This is a genomic window from Streptomyces sp. NPDC045956 (assembly GCF_056430705.1).
Genome location: NZ_JBWKKZ010000004.1, coordinates 46,459 through 64,228, shown reverse-complemented (window position 1 = coordinate 64,228; position 17,770 = coordinate 46,459). Strand labels below are relative to the sequence as shown.

Annotated in this window: 19 protein-coding genes; 5 read left to right on the top strand and 14 right to left on the bottom strand. The window is 74.7% G+C overall.

The annotated features are described in order from the left end of the window. Window positions 1-6 precede the first annotated feature (6 nt). Together AC07FV_RS12425 and AC07FV_RS12420 are read right to left on the bottom strand one after the other, a co-directional pair. Complete coding sequence (locus AC07FV_RS12425; protein WP_479086749.1) at window positions 7-522, bottom strand: immunity 21 family protein; 516 nt, start codon at window positions 520-522, stop codon at window positions 7-9. A gap of 21 nt (window positions 523-543) precedes the next feature. Further along, window positions 544-1,020 (bottom strand): rhodanese-like domain-containing protein, encoded by a 477-nt coding sequence (locus tag AC07FV_RS12420; RefSeq protein ID WP_479086747.1) that lies wholly within the window; start codon window positions 1,018-1,020, stop codon window positions 544-546. A 121-nt stretch (window positions 1,021-1,141) separates the two neighbouring features. On the opposite strand from AC07FV_RS12420, the gene AC07FV_RS12415 reads away from it, so the two are divergent. Next, window positions 1,142-1,588, top strand: a complete 447-nt coding sequence (locus AC07FV_RS12415; RefSeq protein ID WP_063481504.1) for an Lrp/AsnC family transcriptional regulator — start codon at window positions 1,142-1,144, stop codon at window positions 1,586-1,588. Window positions 1,589-1,603: 15 nt separating this feature from the next. Here the strand turns inward: AC07FV_RS12415 and AC07FV_RS12410 are convergent, their stop codons facing one another. The 4 genes from AC07FV_RS12410 to AC07FV_RS12395 all read right to left on the bottom strand — a co-directional run bounded on the left by AC07FV_RS12410 (window position 1,604) and on the right by AC07FV_RS12395 (window position 7,293). Continuing rightward, window positions 1,604-4,597, bottom strand: coding sequence for an AAA family ATPase (locus AC07FV_RS12410; protein ID WP_479086745.1), 2,994 nt, complete (start codon window positions 4,595-4,597; stop codon window positions 1,604-1,606). After that, window positions 4,594-5,757 carry an exonuclease SbcCD subunit D gene (locus AC07FV_RS12405; RefSeq protein WP_479086744.1) on the bottom strand — a complete coding sequence of 388 codons (1,164 nt, stop codon included), beginning with the start codon at window positions 5,755-5,757 and terminating at the stop codon, window positions 4,594-4,596. Before AC07FV_RS12405 ends, AC07FV_RS12410 begins: the two co-directional genes overlap by 4 nt. 118 nt (window positions 5,758-5,875) lie before the next feature. After that, entirely contained in the window at window positions 5,876-6,502 is a 627-nt protein-coding gene (locus AC07FV_RS12400; RefSeq protein ID WP_479086742.1) for a YigZ family protein, read from the bottom strand. Between the two features lie 68 nt (window positions 6,503-6,570). Then, window positions 6,571-7,293, bottom strand: coding sequence for a hypothetical protein (locus tag AC07FV_RS12395; protein WP_479086741.1), 723 nt, complete (start codon window positions 7,291-7,293; stop codon window positions 6,571-6,573). Window positions 7,294-7,495: 202 nt separating this feature from the next. Here AC07FV_RS12395 and AC07FV_RS12390 point away from each other — a divergent pair, with 202 nt between their 5' ends. Together AC07FV_RS12390 and AC07FV_RS12385 are read left to right on the top strand one after the other, a co-directional pair. Then, window positions 7,496-7,903 carry a CoA-binding protein gene (locus AC07FV_RS12390; protein WP_479086739.1) on the top strand — a complete coding sequence of 136 codons (408 nt, stop codon included), beginning with the start codon at window positions 7,496-7,498 and terminating at the stop codon, window positions 7,901-7,903. A gap of 155 nt (window positions 7,904-8,058) precedes the next feature. Next, entirely contained in the window at window positions 8,059-9,282 is a 1,224-nt protein-coding gene (locus AC07FV_RS12385; protein ID WP_479086737.1) for a 4-hydroxybenzoate 3-monooxygenase, read from the top strand. A gap of 36 nt (window positions 9,283-9,318) precedes the next feature. On the opposite strand, the gene AC07FV_RS12380 is transcribed toward AC07FV_RS12385, so the two are convergent. The 3 genes from AC07FV_RS12380 to AC07FV_RS12370 all read right to left on the bottom strand — a co-directional run bounded on the left by AC07FV_RS12380 (window position 9,319) and on the right by AC07FV_RS12370 (window position 11,420). Beyond that, on the bottom strand, window positions 9,319-9,876 hold the full coding sequence (locus tag AC07FV_RS12380) for a YbaK/EbsC family protein (protein ID WP_479086735.1): 558 nt from the start codon (window positions 9,874-9,876) through the stop codon (window positions 9,319-9,321). Between the two features lie 43 nt (window positions 9,877-9,919). Further along, complete coding sequence (locus tag AC07FV_RS12375) at window positions 9,920-10,492, bottom strand: helix-turn-helix domain-containing protein (protein WP_479086733.1); 573 nt, start codon at window positions 10,490-10,492, stop codon at window positions 9,920-9,922. Between the two features lie 124 nt (window positions 10,493-10,616). Next, window positions 10,617-11,420 carry an acyltransferase gene (locus AC07FV_RS12370; protein WP_479086731.1) on the bottom strand — a complete coding sequence of 268 codons (804 nt, stop codon included), beginning with the start codon at window positions 11,418-11,420 and terminating at the stop codon, window positions 10,617-10,619. 107 nt (window positions 11,421-11,527) lie between these two features. On the opposite strand from AC07FV_RS12370, the gene AC07FV_RS12365 reads away from it, so the two are divergent. After that, window positions 11,528-12,064: a gamma carbonic anhydrase family protein gene (locus AC07FV_RS12365; protein ID WP_384691589.1), complete on the top strand. Its 537-nt coding sequence runs from the start codon at window positions 11,528-11,530 to the stop codon at window positions 12,062-12,064. 92 nt (window positions 12,065-12,156) lie between these two features. Here the strand turns inward: AC07FV_RS12365 and AC07FV_RS12360 are convergent, their stop codons facing one another. Beyond that, a complete protein-coding gene (locus AC07FV_RS12360) occupies window positions 12,157-12,780 on the bottom strand; it encodes a DedA family protein (RefSeq protein WP_479086729.1) in 624 nt (207 codons plus the stop codon). Between the two features lie 107 nt (window positions 12,781-12,887). Next, a complete protein-coding gene (locus tag AC07FV_RS12355; RefSeq protein WP_383637518.1) occupies window positions 12,888-13,325 on the bottom strand; it encodes a DUF4442 domain-containing protein in 438 nt (145 codons plus the stop codon). 148 nt (window positions 13,326-13,473) lie between these two features. Here AC07FV_RS12355 and AC07FV_RS12350 point away from each other — a divergent pair, with 148 nt between their 5' ends. Further along, window positions 13,474-14,499: a DUF8017 domain-containing protein gene (locus tag AC07FV_RS12350; RefSeq protein WP_479086727.1), complete on the top strand. Its 1,026-nt coding sequence runs from the start codon at window positions 13,474-13,476 to the stop codon at window positions 14,497-14,499. A 38-nt stretch (window positions 14,500-14,537) separates the two neighbouring features. Here the strand turns inward: AC07FV_RS12350 and AC07FV_RS12345 are convergent, their stop codons facing one another. The 3 genes from AC07FV_RS12345 to AC07FV_RS12335 all read right to left on the bottom strand — a co-directional run bounded on the left by AC07FV_RS12345 (window position 14,538) and on the right by AC07FV_RS12335 (window position 17,748). Then, entirely contained in the window at window positions 14,538-15,329 is a 792-nt protein-coding gene (locus AC07FV_RS12345) for a spermidine synthase (RefSeq protein ID WP_479087353.1), read from the bottom strand. 235 nt (window positions 15,330-15,564) lie between these two features. Beyond that, complete coding sequence (gene tuf / locus AC07FV_RS12340; protein WP_479086725.1) at window positions 15,565-16,755, bottom strand: elongation factor Tu; 1,191 nt, start codon at window positions 16,753-16,755, stop codon at window positions 15,565-15,567. A 270-nt stretch (window positions 16,756-17,025) separates the two neighbouring features. Next, window positions 17,026-17,748: a DNA alkylation repair protein gene (locus AC07FV_RS12335; RefSeq protein WP_479086724.1), complete on the bottom strand. Its 723-nt coding sequence runs from the start codon at window positions 17,746-17,748 to the stop codon at window positions 17,026-17,028. Window positions 17,749-17,770: the final 22 nt, after the last annotated feature.

Below are 17,770 nucleotides of genomic sequence, written 5' to 3'. Positions count from 1 at the left end.
CGTCGACTACCCGTCGAGCCGCCGCAGTTGCACGACGTTCAGCCAGGTCTCGGGGCCGGGTCGCAGCTCGGCCGCGCGTACCGCGTACCGGCCCGGGGCCAGGGCGACCCGCACGTGGTCGGCGCGCTCGCAGTCGGCGCCGGGCCATGCCGCGTCGAACAGCAGCACGGGGCCGGACACCCGCCAGGACACCTCGGTGCCCCACTCGGCGGCGTCCAGGGCCGCGGGCACCCCGGCCAGGACCTCGGACTCGGAGTCCGCGGCGCACCAGCGGACGAAGGCGCCGTGGTCGGGCAGGTACGCGGTGGAGGCGGGCTCGTCGCCCAGCACCAGGGCCGTGGCGTCGCCGACCGGGAGGAGCCCGACGTGTCCGTCGACCTCGCAGGCCCGGTCGTAGTCGGAGGCCGTCTCCTCGCCGTCGGCACCCGTCCAGAACGGCAGGACCGTCTCCGGGACCGCTATCAGCGGACCGCCGCCCGACTCGACCCACTCCACCGCGCCCGGCTCCGCGTATCGCACCATGCGGCAGAACCTACACGCCCGTCAGCAGCCGCAGTCGGCCGCGTCCACCGGGGAGGTCAGGGGGTCCACGGGGCGGCGCGCCGTGCCCTGCCACGTCTCGTGGGCGAAGCCCTCCCGCACCCAGTACTCGAAGCCGCCGAGCATCTCCTTGACGCGGTAGCCGAGTTCGGCGAGGGCCAGGGCGGCGCGCTTCGCACCGTCGCAACCGGGCCCCCAGCAGTACGTCACGACCGGCACCGCGGGGTCGAGGAGCCCGGGGGCCTGCTCGGGGACGAGCGCGGTGGGCAGGTGGACGGCGCCGGGTACGTGGCCCTGGTCCCAGGACTCGGTGGAGCGGCAGTCCACGAGGACGAATCCCGGGTCACCGTCGGCCGCGAGGGCGGCGGCGACGTCGGAGACGTCGGTGTGGAAGGCGAGGCTCGCCCGGAAGTACGCGGCGGCCTCCGCGGAGGGCGCGGGGGCGACGCGCAGGACGGGGCCGGCGGTGGTGGCGCTCATGGTCGGACCTCTCCTCGTGGGATCTCCTGGCCAGAAATCTAAGGTCCGTGCACCCCCCACAGAAGGACACTTCCCCGGCATACACGTTGCTCCGCCGGGGATTCCCTGCTATCCATCCGGGATGACCACGTATTCGCCGGACGCCACCGACTGGCTCATTCTCGACGCCCTCCAGCGCAACGGGCGGGCCAGCTTCGCCGAACTCGCCCGTGCCGTCTCGATGTCCGCGAGCGCGGTGACCGAGCGGGTGCGCCGGCTGGAGGAGACCGGGGTGATCCAGGGGTACGCGGCGGTGGTGGACCCCGAACGGCTGGGGCTGCCGATCCTGGCCTTCGTGCGGCTGCGCTACCCGGTCGCCAACTACAAGCCGTTCCACGACCTGGTCGCCGTGACGCCCGAGATCTTGGAGGCCCACCACGTCACGGGGGACGACTGCTTCGTGATCAAGGTCGCGGCCCGCTCGATGCGGCACCTGGAGCAGGTCTCGGGCCGGATCAGTGCCCTCGGTTCGGTGACCACGAGCGTCGTCTACTCATCACCCCTCCCCCGTCGGCCCCTGGGCCGCTGACGGCCCGGCGGCCGCTCAGCCGGCGCCCCGCTGCCGCAACGCCGAACCCGACCGGCCCTTCACCACCTCCAGTTGGGCGTGGATCCGCCGCCGCAGGTCGGCGACGTGGCTGACGATGCCGACGCTGCGGTCCCGCTCGCGCAGGGAGTCGAGGACGTCGAGGACCTCGTCGAGGGTCTGGTCGTCGAGGCTGCCGAAGCCCTCGTCGATGAAGAGGGTGTCGAGGCGTACACCGCCGGCCTCGTCGGTGACCACGTCGGCGAGGCCGAGGGCGAGGGCGAGCGAGGCGAAGAACGTCTCACCGCCGGACAGGGTGGCCGTGTCGCGCGCGCGTCCGGTCCAGGCGTCGACGACGTGCAGGCCGAGGCCGCTGCGGCCGCGCCCGGTGCGGTCGTCGGAGTGGACGAGGGTGTAGCGGCCCGAGGACATGCGTCCGAGCCGCGCGGTCGCCGCCGCGGCGACCTGCTCCAGCCGGGCGGCCAGCACGTAGGACTCCAGGCGCATCCGGCGTTCGTTGTCCGCCGAGGTGCCGGCGGCGAGGGCGGCCAGCCGGGCCACGCGGCCGTGCTCCTCGCGCAGCGGGAGCAGTCGGCGCACGGAGGCGGTGGCCTGCGTGGACAGGCGGTCCAGCTCGGCGCAGCGCCGGGCGGCGGCGTCCCGTGCCGAGGAGGCCTCGCGCAGCCGCCGGCCGGCGTCGGCGGCGGCGCGTTCCACCGCCGGGAGGTCGGCGGGCGGGCGCCGGGCCGCGTCGGCGGTGTCGGCCTCGGCGAGGAGGGCGCGGACGGCGGAGTCCTCGGACTGCCAGGCGTCGAGCCGCCGTTGCAGTTCCCGGTGGGCGGCGTCGTCGAGGAGCGCGGCGGCGGCGTCCCGGGGGGTGTCGAAACCGGCGCGGAAGGCGGCGTCGGCGAGCCGGGCGTCGGCGTCCTTGAGCCGCTGGGCCGTGTCCTCGGCGACGCGGGCGGCCTCGGCGGCCTCGGTGAGCCGCTCGGCCCGGCGCTCCAGCTCCGTGACCCGCGCCGCCACGCTGTCCGCGGTCCCGCGGGCCCGGGTCAACTCCTCCTCCAGGGCGAGCCGCTCACTCTCCAGTCGCTCCCGGTTGCCGACGCGCGAGGCGGCACGGACGGCGGCCTGCTGCCGGGCGGCGACCCGCTGCTCCCGCTCCTCCCCGGCCCGGCGCAGCTCCTCCTGCGCGGCGTGCAGCCCCGAGGCGGTGGCCCGCGCCCGCGCGTACTGCCGCTCCAGCTCCTCGGCCTCCTCCGCCAGCCGGGCGGTGGGCGCGTCCCCGGCCTCCGCGGTGGCGGCGGCCAGCGCCTCCCGTACGGTGCCCAGGCGTCGTTCGTCCTCGGCGCGCCGGTCGTCGGCCGCCTGGTAGGCGGCGAGGGCCTCCTCCTCCGCCTCGCGGTCGACGTGCCCGACGACCTTGCGAGCGGGGGCGGGGTGTTCTGTGGCGCCGCACACCGCGCACGGTGCGCCGTCGGTGAGGCCCGCGGCGAGTTCGGCCGCTATGCCGTCGAGCCGCTGCTCCTTGAGGTCGAGCCAGTGGGCGCGGGCCGCGACGGCCCGTTCGGCCGACTCCAGCGCCCGGCGCCCGGCCTCGTCGGTGTCGCCGGCGAACTGGTCCCGCTGCCGGGCCGCGTTCAGCCGGCGCCGGGCCGGGTCTCGCTGGACGGCGAGCTGTTCGGCGCGGGCCGCCGCCTCCTGCGCCAGGTCGAGGCGGCTCTGCAGTCCGGTGCGCGTGGCCTCCCAGCCGGCGAGCCAGGTCTCCGCCTCGTGCAGGACGTCCTCGTCGGCGCGTTCCTGGCGCTCCAGCCGGGCCCGCTCCTCGGTCAGTTCGGTGAGGCGCTGCTCGGCCCGGCGCGCCGATTCCAGCCCGCCCAGTTCCTCGGCCGTCCGGCGTGCGGCGGCGGCCAGGCCGGCGGCGCCCGCGTCGGCGAGGGCCTCCGGCAGCAGGGCGCGCGCCCGTGCCTCGGCGGCCGTCGCCCGGCGGTGTTCGCCGTCCGTGCCGTCCCTCAGCTCCAGCGCGGGGGCCACGGCTTCGGCCTTGCGGCCCCGCTCCATGCGCTCCTGGGCGGCGCGGTGGGCGTCGGCCCGCTCCGCGAGCCGTGCGGCCCGCTCCCGCGCCTCGGCGGACCTCCGCTGAAGCCGGTGCAGGTCCCGGGCGTCGGCCAGGTCGCGCTCGGCGCCGGCCTGGGCGGACTCGGTGGCCGCGAGCCGGCCCTCGGCGATGCCGAGCAGCTCCCGGGCCGTGCTCCGGGCGACCGCTGCGGCGCTCAGCACGGCCTCGGCCAGGCCGGGCTCGCCCGGCGCCAGCTCCGGCAGCTCCATGGCGTCGCCGGCGGCCTGCTGCATCCGGTGCGCGTCGGCCAGCAGGGCCGCGTCCCCTTCACGCACCTGGGCCTCGGCGGCACGGCGCCGCTCGGCCAGGTGCTTCTCGACCTCGGCGAAGCGCCGGGTGTCGAAGAGCCGGCCGAGCAGCTTGCCGCGCGCTTCCGCGTCGGCGCGCAGGAACCGCGCGAAGTCGCCCTGGGGCAGCAGCACGACCTGGCAGAACTGCTCGCGGCTCATGCCGAGCAGCTGGGTGATCTCCTCCCCGATCTCCTGGTGCGAGCGGCTGAGGTCCTTCCAGGCCCCGGCGCCCGCGTCGTACTCGCGCAGCCAGGTCTGGGCCTTGTCGACGGTGGTGCCCTTGCCGCGCAGCTTCGGGCGCTCCCAGGGCGGCTGCCGGGTGACCTCCAGCCGCCGGCCGGCGACGGTGAGTTCGAGGCGCACCTCGGTGCGTGTGCCGACGGCGGCGTGGTCGCTGCGCAGGTTCGCGCCCTGGCCGCTCTGCCGGGCGCCGGGCACCGACCCGTACAGCGCGTAGCACACGGCGTCGAGGACGGAGGTCTTGCCGGCGCCGGTCGGGCCGTGCAGCAGGAAGATCCCGGCCGCCGACAGCTCGTCGAAGTCGACGCTCTGCGAGGCGCCGAAGGGCCCGAACGCGGTGACGTCCAGTCGGTGCAGCCTCACCGGGCCACCTCCCGCACGGTCTCGTCCGCGCGCACCGCGTCGAAGGCGTCCCGCAGCACGGTCCGTTCGTGGCGGTCGGGTCCGGCGCCCCGTACGTGTGTCACGAAGTCCTCCGCGATCTGCCGGTCGTCGCGGCCGGCGAGGCGCCGCGCGTAGGAGACGGCCGGGTCCTCCGGGCCCCGCTCGGGGTCGAAGACGAGGCTCAGGGTGTGCGGGAAGCGGCCGGTGAGTCTGGCCATGGGGTCGGCCGGGCGGACCGGGTCGGTGAGGGTCGCCTCGACCCACGCCTCCTCGTGCGGGGTCAGCCCGGGGTCGGCGAGCAGCTCCTCCAGGGTGCCGCGCAGGCGGGCCAGCGCGCGCGGCACGGGGCAGTCGAGGCGCTCGGCGGTGACCGAGCCGCCGGCGTCGAGGTCGACGAGCCACATGCTCTTGCGGTGTGTGGCCTCGGAGAAGGAGTACGGCAGCGGGGAGCCGGAGTAGCGCACGCGCTCGGTGAGGGTCTGGCAGCCGTGCAGGTGCCCGAGCGCCACGTAGTCGACGCCGTCGAAGACCCCGCTGGGGACGGCGGCCACTCCGCCGACGGTGATGTCCCGCTCGCTGTCGCTCGGTTCGCCGCCGGTGACGAAGGCGTGGGCGAGGACGACGGACCGCGTCCCCGGCGCGCGCGTGGCGAGGTCGGCGCGGACCCGGTCCATGGCCGCGGCGAGCACCGCCTCGTGCCCCGCCTTCTCCACCCCGAACGCGGCCTTCACGAGGGCGGGCTCCAGGTACGGCAGTCCGTAGAAGGCCACCTCGCCGTGCGCGTCCGCCAGCAGCACCGGGGTCCCGCAGCCCGCGGGGTCGGTGCGCAGGTGGATGCCGGCCCGGTCGATGAGTCCGGCGCCGACGCCGAGCCGGCGGGCCGAGTCGTGGTTGCCCGAGATCATCACCGTCGGCACCCCGAGGTCGGCGAGGCGGTGCAGGGCGTCGTCGAAGAGCTCGACCGCGGCGAGCGGCGGCACCGCCCGGTCGTACACGTCTCCCGACACGACCACGGCGTCGACGGCGTGCTCGCGCACGGTCGCGACGAGGTGGCCGATGAATCCGGCCTGGGCGTCGAGCATGTTCACGCGGTGGAACGCCCGGCCCAGATGCCAGTCGGAAGTGTGCAGCAGTCGCATGATCCCCGAGGTTAACGGCAGGGTCCGACAGCCCGGGGGGTTACTCCCGTTTCGCCCCTCACACCGTCCCGTAAAAGGGCGTTACGACCGCCTTGTCCGTTTGTCGTCGCTCCGGCCCTCACGCGTCGCCGTACGCCTCGCCGCCCAGGGCGAAGCCGGCCGTGCCCGCGGTGGCGTCCGCGAGCCAGGACCGGAAGGCGTCCACCTCGGCCTCCGGCAGGCCGACCTCGATGGTGACGGCCTCGGCGTACCGCACCTCGCGTACCGCGCGTCCCGCCGCGTGGAGGTCGTTCTGGAGCTTCCCGGCGCGTTGGTGGTCGACCGTCACCGTGGCCAGCCGGAACCGGCGGCGGGTGAGGGTGCCGAGGTCGTCCAGCGCCTCGCCGACCGCACCCCCGTAGGCGCGGATGAGACCGCCCGCGCCGAGCTTGACCCCGCCGTAGTACCGGGTGACGACGGCCACGACGTACCGCATGTCGCGGCGCAGCAGCATCTGGAGCATCGGTACGCCGGCCGTCCCGCCGGGCTCGCCGTCGTCGCTGGCCTTCTGGACGGCCGCGTCGGCTCCGATGACGTAGGCCCAGCAGTTGTGGGAGGCGTCCGCGTGCTCCTTGCGTACGCCCGCGACGAACGCCTGGGCCTCCTGCTCGGTGGCGGCCGGGGCGAGGGCGCACAGGAAGCGGGAGCGGTTGATCTCTGTCTCGTGCACACCCGCGCGGGCGACCGTGCGGTACTCGTCCTGCATTCCGCCAGCCTATGCGCTCACCGGCGTCCGTCCCTCGGCACGGTCGTCCCGGGACGGGGGCGGGGCCGTCACGGCGGGGCCCCGACGTCGCGGGCGAGGTGGAGTCCCAGGAAGCGGTCGGCGTAGGCGTAGGTCTCGAACCGGGCCCCGTCCGGAAGGTCCGCGTCCTCCTCCACGCGGCGCAGGATCCGCAGGACCCCCGGTGCGTCCAGGTCGTCCTCCCAGGCACCGCGGAGCCGGTCGCGCACCTCGCCCGGCACGGGCCGGGAGGGCTGCCGTGCCCAGCGAGCGACCGCGTGGCGCCAGTGTGCGAGCGTGTCCCGGGCCTCGTCCAGCGCGGTCGGGCCGAGTTCCACGCGCGCGTGGTGGTGCCGCGACAGCAGGGCGAGGCGCAGGGCGTCGGGGTCGGCGAGGCCGGGTGCCGCCGGGTCCACCGGGGCGACGGCGAGTGTCGTGCCGTCCGGAGCGGCGTGACCTTCGCGCAGCACGTGCACGACCTGGCCGGCACCCGGACCGGAACCGGCGGCAGCCGCTTCGAAGGGACGGATGCCGAGGGCGGCCGCGTCCGCCCGCAGCCGTGCCCCGTCCTCGTCGTCCGCCGGACCGGACAGCACGGCCCACGCGGGCGTGCCGTCGAGTTCCAGGGCGCGGATCAGCAGATCGGCGACGAGCAGGACGCGCAGCCCGGCCGTGTCACGGGCGGGCACGTGCGCCTGGACCCGGGTCGGGCCCCGGCGCACGGGGGCGGCGGGGGCGGGCTCCGCGGTCCGGGCGTCGATGATGTGCAGCACGGGGTGAGCGTAGGCGGGGCGGGCGCGGGACGCACCAGGGGCGCGCTCGCGGTCGTTCCCCCACCACGGGCGAGGACGTGCCGCCGTGGGCACGCCGCGCACGGGGGTCCGCGGCCGCACGGGGAATCCCGTCGGGCCGCCGTCCGTTGTCCCCACCGGAAGGCGCGACAAGCGGGTCGTCCAGAGTCCGAGGAGGCCGCCGGTGCACGGCGACGAGGCAACCGTCCGCAAGATCCTCACCGAGTCGGGTGACACCTGGGCCGTGGTGGGCCTGTCGTCCAACCGGCAGCGCGCGGCGTACGGCGTCGCCGAGGTGCTCCAGCGCTTCGGCAAGCGGGTCGTGCCTGTGCACCCCAAGGCGGAGACGGTGCACGGCGAGCGGGGTTACGCCTCCCTCGCGGACATCCCCTTCGACGTGGACGTCGTCGACGTCTTCGTCAACAGCGACCTGGCCGGGGCGGTGGCCGACGAGGCGGTGGCGAAGGGCGCCCGCGCGGTCTGGTTCCAGCTCGGGGTGGTCGACGAGGCCGCGTACGAGCGGACCCGGGCGGCGGGGCTGGACATGGTGATGGACCGCTGCCCGGCCATCGAGATCCCGCGGCTCGGCTGATCCGCGGGCCGCTCCCGCCGGGCGGCCCGGGACGACCGGCCCCGGCGCCCCCGGCGCGGCACCCACCGGGAGGAGCGCGAAGCCCGGTGCGTCCTCGGCGCCGGGCGCTGCCCGTGCGGTTCCCGTGGGCCGCACTCCGCCGACATACTGTCCGCGTGACCGCAGCCTCTCCCCCGGCCGGCTCCGGGGCTCCGCAGCGCTGGCCGGTGGTCGTCGTGGGCGCGGGACCGGCCGGTCTCACCGTCGGCAGCATCCTGCGCGCCGCGGGCGTCGACTGCCTGGTCCTGGAGACCGAGACCCGCGAGTCCATCGAGCGCCGGCCCAGGGCCGGGGTCATCGAGGAGTGGGCCGTACGCGGGCTGGAACGGCGCGGACTGGCGCGGAACCTGCTGGAGCGGGCCCAGGCGCACACCGCGTGCGAGTTCCGCTTCGGCGGGGAGCGCCACCGGTTCGGGTACACCGGGCTGACCGGCCGGCACCACTTCATCTATCCGCAGCAGTTCCTCGTCACGGACCTGGTCCGGGAGTACGCGGACGTGCGGGGCGGGGAGATCCGCTTCGGCGTCCGGGACGTCCGTCTGCACGGTCCGGAATCCGACCGGCCGTCGGTGTCGTACCGGTGCCCCGAAACCGGTGAACGGCGCACCGTGGAAGCCTCTTTCGTCGCCGGATGCGACGGCGCGCGCGGGGTGAGCCGGGCGGCGCTGCCCTCCGGGCGGGTCCGGGTCGCACGCCACGACTACGGCGTCGGCTGGCTGGCGCTCCTGGCCGAGGCGCCGCCGTCCGCCGACTGTGTCGTCTTCGGCGTGCACCCGCACGGATTCGCCGGCCACATGGCGCGCAGCCCCGAGGTGACCCGCTACTACCTCCAGTGCCCACCCGGCGACGACCCGGCGAACTGGCCGCACGAGCGCGTCTGGGCGGAGCTCCGGGAACGGCTCGGCGCGGCCGGCGCGCCGCCGCTCGAGGAGGGGCGCCTGATCGAGAAGCGGGTCCTGGACATGCACGGCTACGTCGTCGAGCCCATGGCCCTCGGTCGCCTCTTCCTGGCGGGCGACGCGGCCCACCTCACCGCGCCGATCGCCGCCAAGGGGCTGAACCTCGCCCTGCACGACGCCTTCCTGCTCGGCGACGGACTGGTCCGGCACCTCACACGGGGCGACGACACCGGACTGTCCGGCTACTCGGCCGCCTGCCTCACCCGGGTGTGGGACTACCAGGAGTTCTCCCAGTGGCTCGCGGAGCTGTACCACGGCACGGCGTCGGGCGACCCGCACCGGGCGGGCGCCTCACTGGCCCGGCTCCGGCGCCTGTTCGACTCGCCCGTCGCGGCGGCGGCCTTCGCCGAGCTGTACGTCGGCGCCCGGACCACCGGCTGAGCCCGACCGCCACGCGCGACGCGGCCCCGCGCCCGCTCAGGCGACGCCGAGCCCTTCCAGGACCGCGGCGCCCGGCAGTTCGGCGAAGGCCTTGCCCGGCACCAGCAGCTTGCCGCGCCGGCGTCCGCTGCCGACGAGGACGTACGGCAGGTCGACGACGGCCGGGTCCACCAGCACGGGCCAGTCCCCGGGCAGCCCGATGGGGGTGATGCCGCCGTACTCCATGCCGGTCTCGCCCGTCGCCGTGTCCATCGGGGCGAACGAGGCCTTGCGGGCCCCTAGGTGGCGGCGCACGGCCCCGTTGACGTCGACCCGGGTGGTGGACAGCACCACGCAGGCGGCCAGGGTGCTGCCGCCGCCCCGCTTGCCGGTGACCACCACGCAGTTCGCGGACTGTTCGAGCAGCTCCCGGCCGTAGTGCTCGACGAAGACGGCGGTGTCGGCCCACTGCGGGTCGGTGTCGACGTAGAGGATCTGGTCCGCGGGGGTGCTGCCGCGCCAGTGGCGTACGGCGTCGGCGACCGGGCGGGTCAGCTCGTCGAGGCGGTCCGGGGCGGGCGTGGCGCTGTCGAAGTTCCCGATGGGTGCGTGCATGGCGGCACGCTAACAACGGCGGGCGGCACGGTGGACGGCCGTCTCAGCGGACGGGCGGCACCGAGACCGCCATAATCATCTCCATCGGCCCGTCGCCCTCGTTCCCGTACGTGTGCGGGGTGTCCGACTCGAAGGAGGCGCTGGCGCCCGTCGGCACACGGTGTGCCACCCCGTCGACGGTGAGGGTCAGTTCCCCGGCGGTGACGTGCACGAGTTCGACCGTGCCGGTGGGGTGCGGGTCGGACGGGCTGCTCTCGCCCGGCATCAGCCGCCACTCCCACATCTCCAGCGGGCCGGGCGCCTCCACCCCGGCGAGCAGCCGGCTGAAACTGCCGGCGTCGGTGTGCCAGAGCCGGATCGCCTGCTCCGCGGGGACGACGCGGACCGTGGGCCCCTGTTCCCGGTCGAGCAGCGTGGTGATGCTGATGCCGAGCGCGTCACCGATCTTCACCACCGTGCCGAGGCTGGGGTTGGTGCGGGCCTGCTCGATCTGGATGAGCATGCCGCGACTGACTCCGGCCCGGGCGGCGAGCGTCTCCAGGGTGAAGCCGCGCTCGCCGCGCCAGCGCTTGACGTTGCGCGCCAGGGACTGGGTCAGCAGGTCGAGGTCGGCCACGTTCCGTCCAGGTTCTTGTCCACTGTTCTCGGGTGCCGCGGTGCGGTCGGGGACGCCCGGATGCACCCGGACGTCCACCGAACTGTACTGCGCGGCGACGGCGACCGGCCGGGGCGGCGAACGCTCAGCCCTCGGCGGCCGGTTCCGCGACCCTGCCCGCCGACCCGGCCCGGTCGTCCAGCTCGGCGAGGCGTGCCACCGCCTCGTCGTCCAGCCGCGACAGGGCGCGCAGCTCTCCCGGCGTGACCCCGTCGGGGATCGGCACCGGGGCCGGCGTGCGCAGCGGCGGCTGCCAGCCCTCCTCGGGCGTCCAGCGCCGTACGACCCGGGCGGGCGCGCCCGCCACCACGCAGTGGTCGGGCACCGCGCCCCGGACCACGGCTCCGGCCGCGACCACCACGTTCCGCCCGATCCGCGCGCCGGGGAGGATCACCGCGCCGGTGCCGACCCAGCAGCCGGGGCCGATCTCCACCGGGTCCATCCTGGGCCACTGCTTGCCGATCGGCTGGTGCGGATCGTCGTAGGAGTGGTTGGTGGACGTGACGTAGACGTACGGGCCGAAGTAGCAGTCGCTGCCGATGCTGACCGTGGTGTCCGCGATGACGTGGCTGCCGCGCCCGAGGACGACCCCGTCGCCGATGCGCAGGATCGGCTCGGGTCCCAGGTCCAGGTCCGGCATCAGGCCGGCGGTCAGGGTGACCTGCTCGCCGATGATGCAGTGGGCGCCCACGTGGATCCAGGGCTCGCCGAAGACCGTGCCGAGCGGGAAGGCCAGCCGGGTGCCCGTGCCCAGGGCGCCGAAGCGGAAACGGCCGGGGTGCGCCGCGGTGACGGAGCCGGTGCGCTGCACCCAGGCCCAGCCCGCGTGGACGGCCCGCTGCGCGAGGCGGCTTCGCCAGGACGGATACGTGTTCTTGCGCTTCGGCACCCGCTCACGGTAGTGGGCGTGCGGTGCGGGCACGGGGCGGGAGTGCTGTGATCTTCACCCCACCGGGTGGCGTACGGTGCCGTACATCATCCGAACAGGAGGCGAAGATGACGCAGAAGGCGCTGATCACGGGCATCGGTGGCAGGGAGCCGAAGGTGGACGCGGAGGCCTTCGTGGCGCCGACGTCCTCGATCGTGGGGGACGTGACGCTGCACGCGGGGGCGAGCGTCTGGTACGGGGCGGTGCTGCGCGGCGACGTCGAGCGGATCTCGGTCGGCGCGAGCAGCAACATCCAGGACAACTGCACGCTCCACGCCGACCCGGGCTTCCCCGTCACCGTCGGTGAGCGGGTCTCCGTCGGGCACAACGCCGTGGTGCACGGGGCGACCGTCGAGGACGACTGCCTGATCGGCATGGGCGCCACGGTCCTCAACGGCGCGGTGATCGGCGCCGGTTCGCTGGTCGCGGCCCAGGCCCTGGTCCCGCAGGGGATGCGGGTGCCCCCGGGTTCACTGGTCGCGGGGGTGCCGGCGAAGGTGAAGCGGGAGCTGACGGAGGAGGAGCGTCAGGGGGTCACGCTGAACGGCACCATGTACGCGGCCCTCGCCGTGGAGCACCGGGCCGCGGTGGGAGAGCGCTCGTAGCGCCGGTGCCCCGCCCGGGCCCCGCACGGCGGACCGGCGCGGACCGCGCCTCGCGGGCGCGCCGCTGCTCGCCGGGCCCTCCCGGGCGCGCGCTACTCGGCGGTGGCGAGCGGCTGCGCCCTCTTCGCCTTCCGCTTCAGGACCAGCATCGAGGTCACGCCGATGGCCACGGCGAGCACCAGGCCCAGCCAGGAGAACCGCTTGAGCCAGGACTCGGCGACGACGCCGACGTAGTAGATGACCGCGGTGGTGCCGCCCGCCCAGACGATGCCGCCGAGGACGTTGGCGATCAGGAACTTCCAGTACGGCATCCGCAGCACACCGGCCAGCGGGCCGGCGAAGATGCGGAGCAGGGCGACGAAGCGGCCGAAGAAGACGGCCCACATGCCCCACTTCTGGAAGGAGCGCTCGGCGGTGGCGATGTGCCCCTCGCTGAAGTGCCCGGGGAACCTGCGGCCCAGCCGGGCCAGCAGTGGCCGTCCGCCCTTGCGGCCGATGGCGTACCCGACGGAGTCGCCGATCACCGCGCCCGCGCTGGCGCAGACCCCGAGGACCAGCGGGTCCACGCCGCCGTGCTGGGAGGACAGCAGGGCCGCCGAGACCAGGATGATCTCGCCCGGCAACGGGATGCCCAGGCTCTCCAGACCGATGACGAGTCCGACCACCGCGTACACGGCCGCCGCGGGCACCGTGTCGAGCCACTCCTGGACGTGCACGACCACACCCTCCGTTGCGCACTTCTGCTGCGTTCCGGGTGGGCCACGCGCCGCTTCCCGGGCCGCCTCGATGGGGCGACCCGGGAAGCCTACCGGTTCACCGGATGTCAGCCGTTGGGGCGCAGGGTCCAGATGACGGTCATCTCGCCGGTCACCGCGCCGTCCTCGCGCTGGATGGCGACGCTCACCGGGAACTCCGGGCGGCTGCCCGCGTCCAGCTCCGCGACCACGTCGGCGACCGGGCGGCCCAGCGTCGCGGTGGCCGTGACGGGGCCGAGCGCGATCTTCTTGAAGGCGATCTCCGCGGTGACCGGCAGCGGCACCGCCCGGGAGAGCTGGTCGCCGAAGGCGGCCAGCACGATCGCGCCGCTCGCGGACTCGCCGAGCGTGAACATGGCTCCGGCGTGGGGTCCGCCGACGTGGTTGCGGTACTCGCTCTGGTCCGGCAGGGCCAGTACGGCCTTCTCCGGAGTGGTCTCCAGGTACTCGAGGTTCAGGGTCCTGACCATCGGCACCGTGGCGGCGAGCAACTCGCCGATCGACATCTGATCTGCGCTCATGGCAGCAGGTTACCCACGAGTAGCAACTTGGGGCCAGGGCTCCGCGAGGATCGCGCCCGTCCGCTGTTTCGGTACGTCCCTGACAAGGCCCGGTGACCGAATCGTGTCCTGGGCGGCATTAGGGTGACTGCTCATGTGGCCAGGACAGCAGCCGCCCGGGGGCGAGCAGAACCCGCAGAACAATCCGTACCAGCAGCCGGGGTACCAGCAGCCGAATCCGTACCAGCAGCCCGGCTACCAGCAGCAGCCCGGCCCGTACGGGCAGCAGCAGTGGGGCGCTCCGCAGCCCCCGACGGCTCCGCAGCCGTCCGTGGGCGGTGGCGGCGGCGGTGGCGGCAACCGGACCAAGGTGGTCGCGATCGTCGCGGCGCTCGCCGTGGTGGTGGCCGCCGGCGTCACCGGGTTCCTGGTGCTGGGCGGTGACAAGGACGACCAGGCGGACCAGGGCAAGGACGGCAAGCCGTCGGCGAGCGCCTCCGCGGACAAGTCCGGGACCCCCTCCACCGACCCCAGCGCTTCCGGTGGCGAGGACAACCCGCGCGGCGGCGACGGGCCGAAGGCGACCGTCGACGGCTGGAAGGTCGTCGCCAACCCCCGCTTCGGCACCATGTTCGACGTGCCCGCGGACTGGGAGATCGACAGCACGGACACCAGCGTCGGCTTCGAGTGGGAGGAGAAGGGCAAGACCGAGCGCACCACCGTCACCGCCCCGGCCTACCTGAAGTCCGAGTGGTGCACCACCGACGAGAACAAGGACGGCCGCAAGGAGAGCACCTCCCTCGCCACCGCGGGCACCCGCGGGGAGAGCGGCGCCAAGGACGCCGCCCAGGCGGCCGAGACACGCGTGCCGTGGTGGATCTACGGCGGGTTCACCGAGCCGGACAAGAAGAGCGTGAAGTACGGCAAGCCGAAGCCGTACACCACGGCCTCCGGCATCGAGGGCAGCGTCATCACGGCGCACTCGGAGGGCGCGCCCAAGAAGGGCAAGTGCGACACCGAGGGCAAGGCGATCACCTTCGCGTTCAAGAACGGCGCGGGCGACTTCGTCACCTGGAACCTCTACGGTGCCAAGGGTGTCAAGGAGGAGATCCCGGAGGCGACGGTGCAGAAGATCCTGAGCACCGTGCGCCTCACGGAGGAACCGCCGACCGACACGTAGCCCCCCGGCGCCGCGCGGGCCGCGGGCCGGTACCGGGGCTAGCCGATGCCGAACGCCCCGGCGGGAGGCTCGGGCGACGGCTCGGCGTCCTCGTCCCGCACCGGCCGCGCGTCGCCGATGAACGTCCGCAGGCCCGGCCCGTGCTCGACCCGGGCCGGGAAGGCGTCGGCGGCGGTGCGCCGGGCCAGGGCCGCCGTGTCGAGCGGCCGGTGCGCGGCGACGAGGACCGCGTTGCCGAAGCGGCGCCCGCGCAGCACACCCGGTTCGGCGATCAGCGCCAGCTCCGCGAAGAGCGTGGCGAAGCCGGCCAGTTGGGCCCGCAGGAAGCGGAACGGCGCCCCGTCGGCGAGGTTGGCCACGTACACGCCGTCGGCCCGCAGGACCCGTGCCGCCTCGCGGGCGTAGCCGACGGAGGTCAGGTGGGCCGGCACCCGGGAGCCTCCGAAGACGTCGGCGACCAGGACGTCGGCGGAGTCGGCGGGGGCGGCCTCCAGCCAGGCACGGGCATCGGCGCCGTGCGCGGTGACGCCGGCGCCGTCCGGGAGCGGCAGGTGCTCGACGACCAGGTCCAGCAGCGCCCGGTCGGCCTCCACCACGTCCTGCCGCGAGCCCGGCCGGGTCCGTGACACGTACCGGGGCAGGGTCATCGCACCCCCGCCCAGGTGCAGCACGTCCAGCGGCCGCCCCGGCTCGGCCACCGTGTCCAGGACGTGGCCGAGCCGGCGCGTGTACTCGAACTCCAGGTGCTCCGGCTCGTCCAGGTCGACGTACGACTGCGGGGCCCCGTCGACGGTGAGCAGCCAGGCCCGCCTCCGGTCGACGTCGGGCATGAGCTTCGCGGTGCCGTGGTCGGTGACGCGGCTGACGGGTACGGCTTCGTCGTTCACCCCCTGATTGTGCCCGGGGCCGAGCGCCCACCCCGGCCGGGGGCGGCCGGGCGGCCTCGGCCGAGGCGGCGCGGCGGGCCCGACCACCTCGCCGGACCCGCGACGCCCCGCGCCCCGGCCACCTCCTCGCCGCGGACGTGCTCCAGCACGCCCGCGACGCCACCGGCCGCGGCCTCCTTCACGCCACGGCGGTCACGGTCCCGGCCGCCACGGTGCGTCCGCCCTCACGGACGGCGAACCCCAGACCGGCCTCCAGCGGCACGTCCCGGCCCAGTTCCACCGTCATCGTGACGGTGTCCCCGGGCCGGGCGACGGCCACCTCACCGAGGTCCACGTCCCCGACCACGTCCGCGGTCCGGATGTAGAACTGGGGCCGGTACCCCGTGGTGACCGGCGTCGACCGCCCGCCCTCACGCGTCGACAGCACGTACACCCGCGCCGTGAAGCGCCGACCGGGCACCACACTGCCGGGGGCGGCGACCACGTGCCCGCGCCGCACCGTGTCGCGGGCCACCCCGCGCAGCAGCAACGCCACGTTGTCCCCGGCCTGCGCCTCCTCCATCGGCCTGCCGAAGGTCTCCACGCCGGTGACGACCGTGTCGACGCCGGCGCCGAGAACCTCCACGCGGTCGCCGACGCGGACGGTGCCGCGCTCGACCGCGCCGGTCACGACCGTGCCGCGGCCGGTGATGGTGAGCACGTTCTCCACCGAAAGCAGGAACGGCGCGTCCAGGTACCGCTCGGGCACGGGCACGTAGGTGTCCACGGCGTCGAGCAGCGCCTCGACGGACGCCGTCCACCGCGGGTCGCCCTCCAGCGCCCTCAGCCCCGAGACCCGGACGACGGGCACGGCGTCGCCGCCGTAGCCGTGCGCGGTGAGCAGGTCCCGCACCTCCAGCTCGACCAGGTCGGCCAGCTCCGCGTCCTCGCCGTCCTCGACGGCGTCCGCCTTGTTGAGCGCGACCACGATGTGGTCGACGCCCACCTGCCGGGCGAGCAGGACGTGTTCGGCCGTCTGCGGCATGACCCCGTCCCGCGCGGAGACGACGAGGATCGCCCCGTCCAGCTGGGCCGCGCCGGTGACCATGTTCTTGACGTAGTCGGCGTGACCCGGCATGTCCACGTGCGCGTAGTGGCGGGTGTCGGTCTCGTACTCGACGTGCGCGAGGTTGATGGTGATGCCGCGCGCCGACTCCTCCGGGGCCCGGTCGATCCGGTCGAAGGAGACGTACCGGGTGGTGCCGTCGGTGCCGCGCTCGGCGAGGACCTTGGTGATGGCGGCGGTCAGGGTGGTCTTGCCGTGGTCGACATGGCCCATCGTGCCGATGTTCAGATGCGGTTTGGTGCGGACGTACGCCGTCTTGGACATGGCGCTACCTCGAAGCCTCGTGGCGGTGATGGGACCCCGGTGACCGGCCGACCCTCCCCCTGCGGGGTCCGCCGGACGATCCGGGGAGGGTCAGCTTCGGGCGCCGTCGGCAGCGGCGGTGAAGAGGAGGACGGCAGCCTTCGGGGCATCCGCGACCGCGGATGCTGCGAGGTGGAAGGCGTACCGGAACATGAGGCCGATCATCGCCGAGGTCCCGCCCCGCGTCGAACGGTTTTCGCGGCGCGGGAGTTGGCGGACCGCCCCCGTCCGCTACCGCCCGATGGTCCGCAGGGCTTCCCGCACGGACAGCGGTGCCAGACGCCCCTCGTTCTCCGCCACGAACGCGCGGACGGCGTCCGGGTCCGTCCTGGCGTACTGGCGCAGGCACCAGCCGATGGCCTTGCGGACGAAGAAGTCCTCGTGGCCGCCGCGCCGCAGGCAGTATCCGAAGAGCCGGTCGGTGTCGGTGCGCTGCCCGTAGCGGAGTTGGTGGAGCAGGGCCGCCCGGACCAGCCAGGGGTCCGGGTCCCCGATCCAGGCGTCCGTCTCGGCCGTGAGCCCGCGATCGGCCGCGACCAAGCCGCCGACCACGTGCGCGGAGAGCAGGTCGACGGTGTCCCACCAGGGCACCGTGGTGAGCAGATGCCGGACCACCGGCAGGAAACCGGAAGAGCAGTTCGTCACATGCCGGCGCAGCAGGTCCACGGCGAAGTACTGGTACTCGCGCTCGGGGAGCCGCCAGCAGCGCAGGGCGACCGCGGCGAGGTCCCGCTCGTCGGGACGGGGCACCCCCGCGAGGACGGTACGGGACAGCGCGCGCCGATCAGGGGAGGTCAGGCCCAGGAAGGGAGCGACGTTCCGCATGTACGCCCGCTGGTTCGCGGCCCGCTCGGGATCGGCCGCGGCGGCGTACACGGCGGTGAGCCGCTCCACCACGGTGTCGGCGAGCGGACTGTGCGGAACGTCCGGAACTCCCTTGGCTGTGACGCTCATGAGACGCACCATACGGCGATCA

What these genes read in the sequence shown, in the direction of transcription:
- AC07FV_RS12425 (WP_479086749.1), bottom strand. Translation starts at nt 522, where the DNA reads ATGGTGCGATACGCGGAGCCGGGCGCGGTGGAGTGGGTCGAGTCGGGC.
- AC07FV_RS12420 (WP_479086747.1), bottom strand. Translation starts at nt 1,020, where the DNA reads ATGAGCGCCACCACCGCCGGCCCCGTCCTGCGCGTCGCCCCCGCGCCC.
- AC07FV_RS12415 (WP_063481504.1), top strand. Translation starts at nt 1,142, where the DNA reads ATGACCACGTATTCGCCGGACGCCACCGACTGGCTCATTCTCGACGCC.
- AC07FV_RS12405 (WP_479086744.1), bottom strand. Translation starts at nt 5,757, where the DNA reads ATGCGACTGCTGCACACTTCCGACTGGCATCTGGGCCGGGCGTTCCAC.
- AC07FV_RS12400 (WP_479086742.1), bottom strand. Translation starts at nt 6,502, where the DNA reads ATGCAGGACGAGTACCGCACGGTCGCCCGCGCGGGTGTGCACGAGACA.
- AC07FV_RS12380 (WP_479086735.1), bottom strand. Translation starts at nt 9,876, where the DNA reads ATGCACGCACCCATCGGGAACTTCGACAGCGCCACGCCCGCCCCGGAC.
- AC07FV_RS12365 (WP_384691589.1), top strand. Translation starts at nt 11,528, where the DNA reads ATGACGCAGAAGGCGCTGATCACGGGCATCGGTGGCAGGGAGCCGAAG.
- AC07FV_RS12355 (WP_383637518.1), bottom strand. Translation starts at nt 13,325, where the DNA reads ATGTCGATCGGCGAGTTGCTCGCCGCCACGGTGCCGATGGTCAGGACC.
- AC07FV_RS12350 (WP_479086727.1), top strand. Translation starts at nt 13,474, where the DNA reads ATGTGGCCAGGACAGCAGCCGCCCGGGGGCGAGCAGAACCCGCAGAAC.
- AC07FV_RS12345 (WP_479087353.1), bottom strand. Translation starts at nt 15,329, where the DNA reads ATGCCCGACGTCGACCGGAGGCGGGCCTGGCTGCTCACCGTCGACGGG.
- tuf (WP_479086725.1), bottom strand. Translation starts at nt 16,755, where the DNA reads ATGTCCAAGACGGCGTACGTCCGCACCAAACCGCATCTGAACATCGGC.
- AC07FV_RS12335 (WP_479086724.1), bottom strand. Translation starts at nt 17,748, where the DNA reads ATGAGCGTCACAGCCAAGGGAGTTCCGGACGTTCCGCACAGTCCGCTC.